Genomic DNA, 13,574 nt, shown 5'->3' with positions numbered 1-13,574 from the left:
TCAGTCGAAGTCGGTCGAGAGCGAGAGCTGCTCCCATTCGTTGATTTCAGCGCAGAGCTGGCCCAGCTTCTCGCGGACGAGCTGGACGGCGTCGCGGCCGAGCAGCAGGTGCGCCGGCGGATTGTCGACCTTAGCGATCTCGATCATCGCGCGCGCGGCCTTGGCGGGGTCGCCGGGCTGGTTGCCGCTGTAATTCTTGCGGCGCTCGCGGACGGGACCGAATACCTCGTCATAATCGGCTATGCTGCGCTCCTGCCGGTTGAGCGAGCGGCCCGCCCAGTCCGTGCGGAAACTGCCGGGCTCGACGGCGGTCACATGGATGCCGAAGCCTTTCACTTCCTTGCCGAGCGACTCGCTGATCCCTTCGAGCGCGAACTTGCTGCCATGATAATAGGCCAGCCCCGGCAACGTCATGATGCCGCCCATCGAGCTGATGTTGAGGATGCGGCCCGCACGGCGGCTGCGCATATGCGGCAACACGGCCTTGATCACCCCGACCGCGCCGAACAGGTTCACGTCGAACTGACGGCGCAGCTCCGACAGCGGCGATTCCTCGACCGTCCCCTCATGGCCGTAGCCGGCATTGTTGACGAGCACGTCGATCGCGCCGACCTCGCGCTCGATGGCGTCGACCACCCGCCCGACTGAGTCCTCGTCGGTCACGTCGAGCAGCCGGCCATGAGCACGGCCCGACGCCAGCGCCTCGAATGCGGCGATCTGATCGTTGTTGCGCAGCGTGCCGACCACGACATGCCCGTCGGCGAGCGCGGCTTCCGCCACCGCACGCCCGAGCCCCGCGCTTACGCCTGTGATGAAGAAGAGCATATCGGCCTCCTATGATGCGTCGCAGCATATAGGAGGCAGGGCCGCTTCGATTAGCGGCCCCTCGCCGCAAGGGCCATGAAGTTTATCTTCACAATCCCCGGCGGGCGGGAGCAAGCGCGAGAGGGGCGGCGACGACGACGAGGAGCGCGCCCAGCACGCCGCCGATCATCGCATCGCCCGAATAGGAAGCGAAGGTCCGCGCGACGAGGGTCAGCCCGCCGACCAGCGCCAGCAGCGTCAGGATCAGCGAACCCAGCTGCGCATTGCCCGCGTTGGCAACGGCGTGGCCGCCCGAAACGCTATCGCGCACCAGATCGGCATGGGCCTGCGAATAGCCGGCACCCAGCAACGCCTCGCGATAATGCGCCGGGGCATCCTCATTGTGGACGCGATGCGCGACGGCAAAGCGGCGCAGCGCCTCGAGACGCGGATCGGCATAATCGTTGGGCCGATTGAGGCCGAACAGCCAGGCGCCGAAGCGAGCCAGCGGGCTGGTCGCCCGCGCGCGCAGCGTGGCACGGCCGTCACGAGCGGAAAGGCGGATGACGCGCCATTCGGTGGCGGAAAAGCTTGCAGTCTGGGTGGCGCGGCGCAGGCCCAGCATATGCTGCCCTTCGCCCGATCCGAAATCGCTCAAGAAAGCCATGGTCAACAATCCCTGCTCGGGCGAACCACTGTCCGCCCGTTCCGTGAACCGCTTGGCCTCTCCGCCGCGCAGTTCGTGATGTCGCTCCCCAGATTCCGCGCCTGGCAACTAGCCCAACGCAGCGGCGCTCATCTGGGGATCGGTTTCGCTTTTTTGAAGGGTCGTTCCGCCGACGGCCGAATTGCTTCGACGAACGTCAGGCGCGGCCCGCACGCCGATCTAGGCTGAAAGCGCCGGCACCGAAGGCGAAGACCTGCAGCAGGCCTCCCGCCATGGCGAGGTTCTTCAGAAAATGGATCATCTGGTTCTGGTCGGCGAAGTTGTTGTGAAAGCTGAACGCCGCCGCGACCGAGAAGATTGCAAGCACCAGCGCCGCGATCCGGACGCGATACCCGAGCAGCAGCGCAAGGCCGCCGATCAGCTCGACGACAAGCGCCACGGCATAGCTAACCTCGGGCAAGGGCAACCCTGCGGCGTTGATATAGGCGATGGTCCCGGCGGGCGCGGTCAGCTTGCCGAAACCGCTCAACAGGAAGATGGCGGCGATCAGCGCGCGGCCAAGCGCTGGAACATAGGTCGTGCCTGACATCGATGTAGCTGTCTGGGTGCTCATGTCATGCTCCTTCGATCATGCGAACGGCCTGTAACCGCCGCAACGCATAGATGCCGCAATCGAAACATTCCTTCCATCCGAATAAAATTGGTCAAATCGTTCTATTTTGTCGAACATTGGCATGTCGGGAGGGCGCACGCCGTAACTGCCCGCCCTCAGGCGATCTTCGATGACGAGCTTTCTTCTCGCCGATCGCCCTCCTAGTAGGAACGGCATGACCTCTATGCTTCGCGAAATCACCCCCGGCGGCGTGGCGCGCCTCTCCGCCTCGATCGCCAATGGGCTTGCCGCCGCCATCGCCGAACGTGGCGAGGCGCTCATCGCCGTATCCGGCGGCCGTTCGCCCATTCCGCTGTTCGAGGCACTGTCGATCGCGCCGATCGAATGGGACAAGGTGACGGTGGCCCTCGTCGACGAGCGCTGGGTCTCGCCCGGAGATCCCGACAGCAACGAGGCGCTGGTGCGCAAGCGGTTGCTGGTCAATCGCGCTGCTGCCGCGCGTTTCGTGCCGATGAAAAACGATGCCTTCGATCCCTGGGCAGGCCAACCGGTCGCGGAAGAAGCCTATGCCGCCCTTCCCCGCCCTTTCGATATCATCCTGCTCGGCATGGGTGAGGACGGCCATACTGCATCGCTCTTCCCCGGCGCTGCTCAACTGTCGCACGGCCTGATCACTGAGTCGCTGACGCTTGGGGTCCGGCCGCTCGTCGCGCCGCATGACCGCCTTTCGCTCAGCCTGCGCGCGATCCTCGATGCGCGGCGGATCGTCCTGCCTTTGTCTGGTGAAAAGAAACTCGCCGTCTATCACGCGGCGCTGGGCGACGGGCCGGTTGAGCAACTGCCGATCCGCGCTGTGCTGCGACAGTCTGTCGCTCCCGTCGAGGTCTGGATCGAGGATTGATCCAAGGCGGCTTCCGGCCGCCCCACGATCCGGCTAGGCTACCGGTCCCTTGAACGGCGGGAGTGTAGCAATGGCTCACAAGTTCGAAATTTATAAGGACAAAGCCGGCGAATATCGCGTGCGCTTCAAATATAATTCGGAAGTGATGTTCGCAACCGAGGGCTATTCGAGCAAGGCCTCGGCGGTGAACGCGATCGAATCGATCAAGAAAAACGGCCCGGGCGCCGACATCGAAGATAATAGCTGAGAGCCCTTTCGCGCCGCCCGGCTCAGTCCGGGCGGCCTATCCTTCCGCCGCGTCGCGCGCCTTGGCCTTCAGGCGATAGGCATGAAGCAGCGGCTCGGTATAGCCGTTGGGCTGATCGACACCTTCGAACACCAGCGCCCGCGCCGCCTGATAGGCGATACTGCCTGCAGGGTCGCTCGCCATCGGCCGATAGAGCGCATCGCCGGCGTTCTGTGCGTCGACCTTCGCCGCCATCTTGAGCAGCGCAGCCTCGACCTGTTCCTTGGTGCAAACGCCGTGCAGCAGCCAGTTGGCGATATGCTGCGATGATATGCGCAGCGTCGCGCGATCCTCCATCAGCCCGACATCATTGATATCGGGCACCTTCGAACAGCCGACGCCCTGATCGATCCAGCGCACGACGTAGCCGAGCAGGCCCTGCGCGTTATTCTCCAGCTCGGTCGCCACCTCCGCTTCCGACCAGTTGGTCCCGCCCGCCAGCGGCACACAGAGCAGCTGGTCGATGCCGGGAACGGGCACGCCCTTCAGTTCGGCCTGGCGCTGGAACACGTCGACCTTGTGGTAATGAAGCGCGTGGAGCGTCGCCGCCGTCGGCGACGGCACCCAGGCGGTATTCGCCCCGGACTTGGGATGCGCGATCTTCTGCGTCATCATGTCGGCCATCCGGTCGGGCGCGGCCCACATGCCCTTGCCGATCTGGGCACGGCCCGAAAAGCCGCAGTTGAGCCCGATCGAGACATTGCGCGCTTCATAAGCGCTGATCCAGTCGGCCGACTTCATGTCGCCCTTTCTGATCATCGCGCCCGCGCGCATCGAGGTGTGGATCTCGTCGCCTGTGCGGTCGAGGAAGCCGGTGTTGATAAAGACGATCCGGTCCTTCACCGCGTGAATACAGGCGGCGAGATTGGCCGATGTCCGCCGCTCCTCATCCATCACGCCAACCTTCACCGTGTGGCGGGCGAGCCCCAGCAGATCCTCGACCGCATCGAACAGCCGATTGGTGAAAGCCGCTTCCTCGGGCCCGTGCATCTTGGGCTTCACGATATAGACCGACCCGGTCCGGCTGTTGCGGAAGCGCCCCTGCCCCCTCAGGTCGTGCAGCGCGATGAGCGACGTGAAGATCGCGTCGAGAATGCCTTCGGGCGCCTCCGACCCGTCGGGGAGCAGCACGGCGCTGCTCGTCATCAGATGGCCGACATTGCGGACGAAGAGCAGGCTGCGCCCCGGCAGCGAGAAGGCCGACCCGTCAGGCGCGGTCCATTCGCGATCCGCGTCGAGCGCGCGCGTCATCGTCCTGCCGCCCTTGGCGAAGTGCGCCACCAGGTCGCCGCGCATCAGGCCTAGCCAGTTGGCATAGGCTGCCACCTTGTCCTCGGCATCGACCGCCGCGATCGAATCCTCGAGGTCGACGATGGTCGTCAGCGCGGCTTCGAGGATCAGGTCGGCGATACCGGCCTTGTCGGTCTCGCCGATCGGATGTGCGCGATCGATCGGGATTTCGATGTGCAGGCCGTTATGGCGCAGCAGGATAGCGACGGGTTCCGCCGCCGATCCGCGATAGCCGACAAAGGCCGCCGGGTCGGCAAGCACCGGCGCCAATGCGCCCTGATCGACGCGAAGCCCGTCGATATCGGCCCAGCTTCCCTCGGCCAGCGGCACCGCCGCGTCGAGGAAGGCACGCGCCTTGGCGATGACTTCGGCTCCACGCGCCGCGTCATAGCCGCCGGGCGCAGGCGCGCCGGGCAGCACGTCGGTGCCGTACAAGGCGTCGTAGAGGCTGCCCCAGCGCGCATTGGCGGCGTTGAGGACGAAGCGATCGTTGAGCGCGGGGACGACAAGCTGGGGCCCGGCCATGCGGGCAATCTCGTCGTCGACATTCTCCGTTGTGATCTCGAACGCCGCGGGCGCCTGCACGAGATAGCCGATCTCGCCGAGGAAATCCCGATAGGCCGCATAGTCGATCGGCCGCCCCGCATGTTCGCCGTGCCAGATGTCGATCGCAGCCTGTATCGAGTCGCGCTTTTCGAGAAGCATGCGGTTCTCGGGGACCAGCCGGTCGAGAAGCGCCGCTAAGCCTGACCAGAAGCCGCTCGGGTCCACCCCCGTGCCGGGCAGCGCCTGCATATCGATGAACGACGCAAGCGGGGCCGCGACCTTGAGCCCGGCAATCGACACATAGTCAGTCATGCAACACCTTTCCGAACACGCGACCAGCGAATGCTTTTCCCGGGGAGGAAGAAAGGCCTGCGCCCTATGCCGCATCGGGCCGGCATAGGCAATTCGTGCCAGCGGGGTTGGTTAGCCATCGGACTTTGCTAGAAGGCCGGGATGGAGAGACTGACCAATTTGGAACGGCGCATCGCCGAGGCCGCAGCTGCGGCCCCGATGCTGGCGCAGGTCGAGCGCTGGGCGGCGGTGAACAGCGGCTCGCGCAATCTTGCAGGGCTGAAGCAGGTGGCAGGCCTCCTCGCCGACGCCTTCTCCGCGTTGCCCGGCAATATCTCGCTGATCGCCGCCGCGCCCGTCGACGCGGTCGATTCGAACGGCCGGGTCGAACCCGTGATGCATGGCGATCATCTGCGCCTGTCGGTCCGGCCCGACGCGCCGGTGCGGATGCTTTTCACCGGTCATATGGATACCGTTTTCGGGGTCGATCATCCCTTCCAGACGCTGGCCGCAATGGACGACGGGCGGATCAACGGCCCCGGCACGGCAGATATGAAGGGCGGCCTCGCCGTGATGCTCGCCGCGCTCTCGGCGCTCGAGGCATCGGGCGGCGCTGCGGGTTTCGGTTATGACGTGATGGTCAACAGCGACGAGGAGGTCGGTTCGCTGTCCTCCGCCGGGCTGATCGCGGAGCTTGCGAAGGGCAAGGTCGCGGCCTTCACCTATGAACCCGCCCTGCCCGACGGCACCCTTGCCGGGGCCCGCGCCGGAAGCGGCAATTTCTCGATCATCGTCACTGGCCGGGCGGCGCATGCCGGGCGCAATCCGGCCGAGGGACGCAATGCGATCGTCGCCGCCGCCGATCTCGCGCTTCGCCTGAAAGCGCTGACCGGCGACGATCTGTCGGTCAATCCGGCGCGCATCGATGGCGGCGGCCCCAACAATATCGTTCCCGATCACGCCGTGCTGCGCGTCAACTTCCGCCCGATGACGCCCGAGGCCGAGGCGGAGGCCGCCGCCGCGCTCGATGCGATCATCGCAGCGATCACGCGCGAGCATGACGTGTCGATCCACCGCCATGGCGGCTTCGCCCGTCCGCCCAAACCGATCGATCCCGCCGCCGAGCGCCTGTTCGGTCTCGTGCGCGAATGCGGCGACGATCTTGGCATCCCCGTCGCCTGGAAAGCGACCGGCGGCGTGTGCGACGGCAACAATATCGCGGCCTGCGGCGTGCCCGTGGTAGACACGATGGGCGTGCGCGGCGGCGCGATCCATTCGTCGGACGAGTTTATGATCCCCGAATCGCTGCCCGAACGCGCAATGCTCTCCGCACTCGCGATCACGCGCATTGCGGGGCGGGGCCGTCCATGAGCTTCTTCATGCGTCTTGCCCGCCCGAAGGATCTGGCGGCGCTCTACGAAATGGCGAAGCTCACCGGCGGCGGGTTCACCAACCTGCCTCCCGATCGCAAATCGCTGGGCGCAAAGCTCGATCGCTCGGCCGAGGCGCTGGCCCGCACCGAAAAGGGCGACGACCTGTTCGTCCTCGTCCTCGAAAATGCCGAGACGGGCGAAGTGCGCGGCACCTGCCAGATCTTCAGCGAAGTCGGGCGGCGCTGGCCCTTCTACAGCTATCGCATGGGTACGCTGACGCAGAGCTCGCAGGAACTGGGGCGCACCTTCCGCGCCGATATGCTCACGCTGTGCACCGATCTCGAAGGCGCGAGCGAAGTCGGCGGTCTTTTCCTTCACCCCGGCGAACGCGCCGGCGGACTGGGGATGCTGCTTGCGCGCAGCCGCTATCTCTTCATCCGCCAGCACCGCTCGCGCTTCGCCGATCGCGTGCTTGCCGAGCTGCGCGGCGTGATCGACGAGGCAGGCGGCTCGCCTTTCTGGGACGGCCTTGCCGGGCGCTTCTTCGGTATGAGCTTCCAGGAAGCAGACGAATTCAACGCCATCCACGGCAACCAGTTCATCGCCGATCTGATGCCCAAGCATCCGATCTACACGGCGATGCTCACCGAAGGCGCGCGCCACGTCATCGGCGTTCCGCACCCCAATGGTCGCGCCGCGATGCGCATGCTGGAGGCCGAGGGTTTCCGCCACGACAGCTATATCGACATCTTCGACGGCGGCCCGACGATGCTCGCCGATACCGACCGGATCAGGACGCTTGCCGACGCACGCGAGCTCCGGGTCGATCGCATCGCCCCGCCGGGCGATACTGCCGAACGTCATTTGCTCGCCGCCGGACGGCTTGGCGATTTTCGGTCCATTTTCGCTGATATTCTGGTCGATGATATCGGCGCGGTAACGATTTCGGCTCTAGACGCTGCGCTACTGGGCGTCGAACAGGGGGACGCGCTGGTCGGGGTTGCACGCTGATGCCGTTGGTTGAGATTAATTTCGACGGGCTCGTCGGGCCAAGCCACAACTATGCCGGCCTCAGCCTCGGCAATCTCGCTTCGGCGCGCAATGCGGGCAAGCTCTCCTATCCGCGCGTCGCCGCGCTGCAGGGCCTCGCCAAGATGCGCGGCAATATCGATCTCGGTCTCGCGCAGGGTCTGTTGCTGCCTCACCCGCGCCCCAATGCCAAATGGCTTGAGAGCGTCGGGGTGAAGCATCCGCCGGTCACCGCCTGGGCGATGTCTGCGGCGGCGATGTGGACGGCCAATGCCGCGACCGTCTCGCCGGCGCCAGACACCAGCGACGGGCGCTGCCATCTGACCGTCGCCAATCTCGTCACCATGCCGCATCGCAGCCACGAATGGCCCTACACGCTGGAACAGCTGCGCGTCGCTTTTGCCGGCCCCGAATTCGCCGTCCACGGCCCCGTCCCCGCGCCGCTGGGCGACGAAGGGGCGGCCAATCATATGCGCTTCGCGGCCACGCCCGGAGCGCCCGGCGTCGAGGTGTTCGTGTTCGGGCGCTCGGGCGGCCCCTACCCCGCCCGCCAGCATCTCGTCGCATGCGAGGCGATCGGCTTCCGCCACGGCCTCGATCCCGCGCGTTCGCTGTTTGTCGAACAGGCGCCGGAGGCGATCGCCGCCGGCGCGTTCCATAATGATGTCGTCGCCGTGTCCGACGGGCTCACGCTCTTCGCGCACGAACAGGCCTTTGCCGGTAAGGACGCCTTCTACGCCAAGCTGCGCGCCGCCGTGCCCGATCTGGCGATCGTCGAGGTTCCGGCCTCGCGCGTCAGCCTCGCCGATGCGATCGCGACCTATTTGTTCAACGCCCAGCTGGTCACGCTGCCGACCGGCGAGCAGGCGCTGATCTTGCCCAGCGAGGCGCGCGATCATGAGCGCGTCGGCCCCTATCTCGCCGATCTCGTCGCGGGGAATGGCCCGATCCGCCGACTCGTCTTCGTCGATGTCCGGCAGTCGATGGCCAACGGCGGCGGGCCAGCCTGCCTGCGCCTGCGCGTCGTTGCCGATCCCGCCACGGTCGATCCCCGCTTCATGCTCGATCGTGCCCGTATCGATACGATCGAGAAGGTCGTCGCCGTACACTGGCCCGAACAGATCGATCCGGCGGAACTGGAGAGCGAAACGCTCGTTTCAGCGGTGGAAGCCGCGCGGCTCCGCCTGCTCGATGCACTGGATCTTGCCGGCGTGCTGTGAGGCGGATTGTCGGGTTAATTTACAGGTAACCATAAGGGTCGGCGCGCGACTCGGCGGATGTCCGTCTTGGCCCGATCCTTGCGAAGTCGCTGACATGCTTGGAAAGATCGCACGCCTCTTCACGATCAAGACCCGCTTCGAGGCCTTCGTGGTCATCTACGCGCTGGCGGTGGGCGCGGTCGAACGCGGGCATGTCTATCTCGTCCAATATCCCGGCGTTGGCGGCAAGCTGCTGTTTCTGTGCTGCACGGGCGCCGTTTTCCTCGCCGGCGGCAAGGTGCTCGATGCCCTCGCCTATGCGCGGAGCCTGCGCTAGACCTGTTGCATGAGCGGCAGGATACGGATCGGGATCGGCGGCTGGACCTATGAGCCCTGGCGGGGAACCTTCTTCCCCGAAGGCTTGCCGCACGCGAAGGAGATCGACTTCGCAACGCGCGCGATGACTGCGATCGAGGTCAACGGCACTTATTATAGCAGCCAGAAGCCGGAGACCTTCGCCAAATGGGCCAGGGCCGCGCCCGACGGCTTCGTCTATGCGCTCAAGGCCTCGCGCTTCTGCACCAACCGCAAGGTGCTGGGCGAAGGCGGCGAGTCGGTCATGAAGTTCCTCGACCAGGGCATCGTCGAGCTTGGCGACAAGCTCGGCCCGATCCTCTGGCAGTTCATGGCGACCAAGAAGTTCGATCCCGACGATTTCGCCGCCTTCCTGAAACTGCTTCCCGCAAGCCATAGCGGCCTCAGGCTGCGTCACGCTGTCGAGCTGCGCCATGAGAGCTTCGTCGACCCCGCCCTCTATGCGCTCGCCCGCGCGGCAGGTGTCGCAATCGTTCACGCCGACAAGCCGGATTACCCCTCGATCGAGCAGCCGACCGCCGATTTCACCTATGTCCGTTTCCAGGCGGCACGCGAGGAGATCGCGACCGGCTATGACACAGCCGAACTCGATGCGATGGCCGATCGGGCACGCGGCTGGGCCACCGGCGGCGACGTCTTCATCTTCATGATCAATGGCGCGAAGCTGCGCGCGCCTGCGGCCGCGCAGGCGTTGATCGAACGCGTGGGGCGTTAATGCCGACTGCCCGGAACGCTGTCCTACAGCCGTGCCATTCTGATATGCAGACCGCCGGCGCAAGTCGCCTCGCTCTTTGACATCGCCCGAGCTCCGAAGTTGAGAGAAACGCTCCAGCCTCTCAACTTTGTCAACTTCCAGCGACAAAAATCGCGCTTTTCCGCCATTCCCTACAGCAACCATCGTCACGCTGCCTACACCGTCATTGCGAGCGCAGCGAAGCAATCCAGAGTGCCCGCCACCAAGCCGGATTGCCACGCTGCGCTCGCAATGAGGGAAATTAGGCCCCCCTAGGCGAACAGCGCGCGGGCCTTGGCCATCCGTTCGATGCCGCCATCGACCGTCTCGTCACGCTTGGCGAAGCAAAGGCGGACGACGCTGGTGACGGGATCGGCGTGATAGAATGCCGAAATCGGAATGGCGGCGATGCCCGCCTCGCGCACCGCGCGTTCGCAGAAGGTCACGTCGTCCGTCGCGACGCCCGAGCCGGGAAGATCGACCGAGAGGAAATAGGTGCCCGCGCTCGGCAGCACGCGCCAGCCCGATGCTTCCAGCCCCGCCGCCAGCCTGTCGCGCGATCGCGCGAAATCGGCGCGCATGCCGGTGAAATGGGCGTCGTCCTTGCCAAGGCCATAGGCGACGCCGGCCTGCAGATTGGGCGGCGTCGTGAAGGTCAGGAACTGGTGCGCCTTGGCCAGTACGCGCGTCAGTTCGGGAGCCGCGCACATCCACCCGACTTTCCATCCGGTGAGCGAGAAGATCTTGCCGCCCGATCCGATCTTGACCGTCCGTTCGCGCATGCCGGGCTGCGCCATCACCGGCAGGTGACGGGCGCCGTCGAACACCAGATGCTCCCACACTTCGTCAGAGATCAGGACCGCATCGCTGCGCACGACATGCGCGGCGAGCAGGCCAAGCTCCTCGTTGGAGAACATCGTCGCCGTCGGATTGAGCGGATTGTTGAGGATCGCGACCCGCGTCCGGGGTGTGAATGCGGCGGCCAGCGCTTCCTCGGTCAGCCGCCAATGCGGCGGCTCCAGTCGCACGAAGCGCGGCACGCCGCCGGCGCGGATGACCAGCGGCAGATAAGCGTCGTACATCGGCTCGATCAGCACCACCTCGTCGCCCGGCGTGACCAGCGCCATGATCGCAGCAGCCAGCGCCTCGGTCGCGCCCGAGGTCACCGTCACTTCGCTTGCCCAGTCGAGCGCGATCCCCTGATGGCGCGCATAATGATCGGCGACCGCCTGCCTCAGCTGCGGCAGGCCGACCATGGGCGGATATTGGTTGGAAAGCCCGGTCAGCGCGCGGGCCGCCGCATCCAGCACGTCGGGCGGCCCGTTCGAATCGGGAAAGCCCTGCCCCAGATTGATCGCGCCCAGGTCGCGCGAAAGGGCGGACATCTTCTCGAAGATGGTGGTGGGCATATCGGCGTAGAGCGGGTTCATGCAGCTGCTTCTATCGCGCGCGACGATGAAATCCATGCGTCGTCGAAACCGGTTGCGAAGCCCGGTGGCGCCTCATAGTCCTAAAGTTGCAATTTCCGTTCGATGGAGTCCCGAAATGATCGATCGCCGCGCTTTCCTCCTCACCACAGCGGCGGCGGGGGCCTCGACATTGCTCGGCACGCGGGCCTGGGCCCAGAGCGCGACGACCGGCTCGCCTGCCCTCGCCGCGCTGTTCACCGAGATCTTCAATGAGGACCTCCGCCGCCGCCCGGAGAGCGCGACCCAGTTGGGCCTCGACAAGGGCGCGAACGCCGACCTGCGCTTCAAGCTCAGCGACGACAGCCCGGCGGGCCGCGCGGCGGCGCGCGCGGCGACGCAGAGCCAGCTCAAGCGCCTCGAGGCTTTCGATCGCTCCGGCCTGTCCGCTGCCGACAAGCTCAACCTCGATGTTGTCATCTACACGCGCAAGTCGGCCGAGGCGGTGCAGCGCTTCGACTTCGGCGGATCGTCCTACGGCCCCTCGCCCTATGTCGTCAGCCAGCTTGCCGGCGCCTATCAATCGGTCCCCGATTTCCTCGACACCAAGCACAAGATCGAGACCAAGGACGATGCCGACGCCTATCTGTCGCGTCTCCGGGCCTTTGCGGACCAGCTCGCCGCCAATACCGATCGCATGCGCCACGATGCCGGCCTCGGCGTCATCGCTCCCGACTTCATTCTGGATACGACACTGACCCAGATGACCAAGACGCGCGTGCCGGCGGCCGACGCGCTGGTCGTCACCTCGATCGCGACGCGCGCGGCGGCCAAGGGGCTGGGCGACAGCTATGGCCGCGATGCCGCTACGATCTACACGCAGAGCATACTCCCCGCCCTCGATCGCCAGATCGCGCTGACGAGGGAATTGCGCACGAAGGCGACGCACGACGCGGGCGTCTGGAAAATCCCGCAGGGCGCCGAATTCTACGCGACGGCGCTGCGTAACACGACGACGGTCAATCTCAGCCCGGAAGAAGTCCACAAGTTCGGGCTCGATCAGGCGCAGGCGATCTCGTCGCGCCTCGACGGCCTCCTGAAGAAGCAGGGCATGACCAAGGGCAGCGTCGGCGAGCGGATGGCGGCGCTCTACAAGAACCCCGACCAGCTGTATCCCAACACCGACGAGGGCAAGAAGCAGGCCATCGCCTATTGCAACGAGCGCCTCGCCGCGATCCGCGTGCGCCTGCCCGAGGTGTTCGAGCGTATCCCGCCCTACACGTTCGAGGTCCGCCGCGTCCCGCCGCAGACCGAGGCCGGCGCGGCATCGGCCTTCTCGCAGGCCCCCGCGATCGACGGGTCGCGTCCCGGCCTCGTCTATTTCAACCTGCACGACAGCGCGGAATGGCCGAAATTCTGCCTGGCGACGACGGTCTATCACGAAGGACTTCCGGGCCATCAGTTCGAAAGCGGGCTGGCCCTGTCCAACACCGGGCTTCCGCTGATCCGCAAGGTCGGCGGCTTCTCGGGATATGGCGAAGGATGGGCGCTCTATGCCGAGCAGCTTGCCGACGAGATCGGCATGTATGCCGATGATCCGCTCGGCCAGCTCGGCTATCTCAAGTTCCAGCTCTTCCGCGCCAATCGTTGCGTCGTCGACACGGGCATCCACCATTATCGCTGGAGCCGCGAGCAGGCGATCAAGCATTTCGTCGATCAGGACGGCGAGGCCCCCGGCTTCGCGACGCGCGAGGTCGAGCGCTACTGCGTCACCCCGGGTCAGGCGTGCAGCTACAAGCTCGGCCATTCTGTGTTCGTCGATATCCGCGAGAAGGCGAAGGCGAAGCTCGGCGCGCGCTTTGACATCAAGAAATATCACAGCGCCGTGCTCGCGCCCGGCCGCGTGCCGCTCGAGATACTCCAGCAAGTCGGCGACGAATGGATCGCCGCCAGCCTCGCCTGAACATGAGGTGCGGGGCGCGATAGAAAATCTCGCCCCGTCCCTGCCGTCGTGCGTGGACCGAATCGTCCGCTGACGGCATAAGGCCCGCGTGCAGCCCG

13 protein-coding genes are annotated in these 13,574 nt (G+C 65.8%); 8 read left to right on the top strand and 5 right to left on the bottom strand.

Going from position 1 to position 13,574, the window contains the following annotated elements; all coding sequences use genetic code 11:
• The 3 genes from AC3WT0_RS00505 to AC3WT0_RS00495 all read right to left on the bottom strand — a co-directional run bounded on the left by AC3WT0_RS00505 (position 1) and on the right by AC3WT0_RS00495 (position 2,084).
• On the bottom strand, positions 1 to 825 hold the full coding sequence (locus AC3WT0_RS00505; protein WP_492750568.1) for an oxidoreductase: 825 nt from the start codon (positions 823 to 825) through the stop codon (positions 1 to 3).
• Positions 826 to 913: 88 nt separating this feature from the next.
• The gene (locus tag AC3WT0_RS00500; protein WP_492750567.1) at positions 914 to 1,471 is read right to left on the bottom strand and encodes a hypothetical protein; all 558 of its coding nucleotides are present in this window, start codon (positions 1,469 to 1,471) and stop codon (positions 914 to 916) included.
• Positions 1,472 to 1,667: 196 nt separating this feature from the next.
• Entirely contained in the window at positions 1,668 to 2,084 is a 417-nt protein-coding gene (locus AC3WT0_RS00495) for a DoxX family protein (protein WP_492750566.1), read from the bottom strand.
• Positions 2,085 to 2,298: 214 nt separating this feature from the next.
• On the opposite strand from AC3WT0_RS00495, the gene pgl reads away from it, so the two are divergent.
• Positions 2,299 to 2,985 carry a 6-phosphogluconolactonase gene (pgl, locus tag AC3WT0_RS00490; RefSeq protein WP_492750564.1) on the top strand — a complete coding sequence of 229 codons (687 nt, stop codon included), beginning with the start codon at positions 2,299 to 2,301 and terminating at the stop codon, positions 2,983 to 2,985.
• Positions 2,986 to 3,055: 70 nt separating this feature from the next.
• The gene (locus AC3WT0_RS00485) at positions 3,056 to 3,232 is read left to right on the top strand and encodes a YegP family protein (RefSeq protein ID WP_492750563.1); all 177 of its coding nucleotides are present in this window, start codon (positions 3,056 to 3,058) and stop codon (positions 3,230 to 3,232) included.
• Between the two features lie 36 nt (positions 3,233 to 3,268).
• On the opposite strand, the gene AC3WT0_RS00480 is transcribed toward AC3WT0_RS00485, so the two are convergent.
• The gene (locus AC3WT0_RS00480) at positions 3,269 to 5,419 is read right to left on the bottom strand and encodes a malate synthase G (protein ID WP_492750562.1); all 2,151 of its coding nucleotides are present in this window, start codon (positions 5,417 to 5,419) and stop codon (positions 3,269 to 3,271) included.
• A 141-nt stretch (positions 5,420 to 5,560) separates the two neighbouring features.
• Here AC3WT0_RS00480 and AC3WT0_RS00475 point away from each other — a divergent pair, with 141 nt between their 5' ends.
• From AC3WT0_RS00475 to AC3WT0_RS00455, 5 genes are all read left to right on the top strand, one after another.
• Positions 5,561 to 6,769: a hydrolase gene (locus AC3WT0_RS00475; protein WP_492750561.1), complete on the top strand. Its 1,209-nt coding sequence runs from the start codon at positions 5,561 to 5,563 to the stop codon at positions 6,767 to 6,769.
• On the top strand, positions 6,766 to 7,782 hold the full coding sequence (locus AC3WT0_RS00470) for an arginine N-succinyltransferase (protein ID WP_492750560.1): 1,017 nt from the start codon (positions 6,766 to 6,768) through the stop codon (positions 7,780 to 7,782). The genes AC3WT0_RS00475 and AC3WT0_RS00470 overlap by 4 nt, the downstream gene beginning before the upstream one ends.
• Positions 7,782 to 9,020: an N-succinylarginine dihydrolase gene (locus AC3WT0_RS00465; RefSeq protein WP_492750559.1), complete on the top strand. Its 1,239-nt coding sequence runs from the start codon at positions 7,782 to 7,784 to the stop codon at positions 9,018 to 9,020. The genes AC3WT0_RS00470 and AC3WT0_RS00465 overlap by 1 nt, the downstream gene beginning before the upstream one ends.
• Positions 9,021 to 9,114: 94 nt before the next feature.
• Complete coding sequence (locus tag AC3WT0_RS00460) at positions 9,115 to 9,336, top strand: hypothetical protein (RefSeq protein ID WP_492750558.1); 222 nt, start codon at positions 9,115 to 9,117, stop codon at positions 9,334 to 9,336.
• Between the two features lie 9 nt (positions 9,337 to 9,345).
• Positions 9,346 to 10,089, top strand: coding sequence for a DUF72 domain-containing protein (locus AC3WT0_RS00455; protein ID WP_492750557.1), 744 nt, complete (start codon positions 9,346 to 9,348; stop codon positions 10,087 to 10,089).
• 290 nt (positions 10,090 to 10,379) lie between these two features.
• On the opposite strand, the gene AC3WT0_RS00450 is transcribed toward AC3WT0_RS00455, so the two are convergent.
• Positions 10,380 to 11,537 carry an aminotransferase gene (locus AC3WT0_RS00450; protein ID WP_492750556.1) on the bottom strand — a complete coding sequence of 386 codons (1,158 nt, stop codon included), beginning with the start codon at positions 11,535 to 11,537 and terminating at the stop codon, positions 10,380 to 10,382.
• A gap of 115 nt (positions 11,538 to 11,652) precedes the next feature.
• Here AC3WT0_RS00450 and AC3WT0_RS00445 point away from each other — a divergent pair, with 115 nt between their 5' ends.
• Complete coding sequence (locus tag AC3WT0_RS00445) at positions 11,653 to 13,476, top strand: DUF885 domain-containing protein (RefSeq protein ID WP_492750555.1); 1,824 nt, start codon at positions 11,653 to 11,655, stop codon at positions 13,474 to 13,476.
• Positions 13,477 to 13,574: the final 98 nt, after the last annotated feature.

This window comes from Sphingomonas sp. EU05-FHT14C10 (genome assembly GCF_058790595.1).
This window is presented reverse-complemented; position numbering and strand designations above follow the sequence as displayed.